This window comes from Cognatiluteimonas telluris (assembly GCF_011320095.1).
Classification (GTDB): domain Bacteria; phylum Pseudomonadota; class Gammaproteobacteria; order Xanthomonadales; family Xanthomonadaceae; genus Cognatiluteimonas; species Cognatiluteimonas telluris.
This window is the reverse complement of the sequence record NZ_JAANOY010000101.1, coordinates 1-927: the sequence shown is the minus strand read 5'-3', so window position 1 is coordinate 927 and position 927 is coordinate 1. Positions and strand designations below refer to the sequence as shown.

Below are 927 nucleotides of genomic sequence, written 5' to 3'. Positions count from 1 at the left end.
GACCACCAAACGGTGGTTGGCGCCTAACAATTCATTCAAGCCGAACACGCTTCGTTACAGCAAATGCGGCACAAAGAGCGTGCCACATTTGCTTCCACTACGCGTGTCGGCTTAATTCAGGTGTTAGGGCCCACTCATGGATTTTCTCGGTATCGCAGGTATCGTTATCGGTTTAGCCATCGCGGCATGGGAGTACGTGCGCGCCAAAAAGGCAGAGGCCGAACTTGCTCGCGTACTTCATGAGCTCCCGGGTCAACTGGTAGAAAATATCACTCGGTTCATCTCGCAACCGCTGTCGAACAATCCATCGGAAGTTCACAGCCAAGACAACTACTCATCTGCCCAATACTTCGATATCGACAATGATGGGCGCGACGAATTGATTGTCCAGTTCCCGGCCGGCGCACACGGAAGCGCAATTCAGATCTATGGCTTTAACGGCAACCAGATTCATCTGAGAGCCGAAACCTGGTCCGGCACACCATGCGGTTTTGAAATAGACACAAGCGATCCAACTCACTCCCCGTTGCTCCGCTCGGTAGAGATAAGTGACGCCTCCGAACTTCCGTACGTCTACGGCTTACGCGATGTTGTTTGGCACCGGCTGGAGAACGGAGAGTTGATTGAGTACAAAAGGCAGCATCCGCCGCAGGACGAGATCGACGACAGATTGCGGCTGGCAGAACAGGATCGGGCGGGCTCCGGCTAGTGAGCCCTAACAATTCATTCAAGCCGAACATGCTTCGTTCCAGCAAAAGGCGGCACTGAAAAGCGTGCCACCTTTTGCCTCCACTACGCATGTCGGCTTAATTCAGGTGTTATACCCCGCGAGAACGATCCAGGCGCTTCAGGAAAAGCTTATGCGCCGCGCTGCATTCGTCCGACTGCCGCTGTGGCGCGAAATCTGCTAGAAAAGCGCTGCTGGCG

Annotated in this window: 1 protein-coding gene; it reads left to right on the top strand. The window is 54.3% G+C overall.

Translation table 11 applies throughout. The features are described 5' to 3' along the window. Positions 1-136 precede the first annotated feature (136 nt). Positions 137-709 carry a hypothetical protein gene (locus G7B67_RS13190; protein WP_166213165.1) on the top strand — a complete coding sequence of 191 codons (573 nt, stop codon included), beginning with the start codon at positions 137-139 and terminating at the stop codon, positions 707-709. Positions 710-927 lie beyond the last annotated feature (218 nt).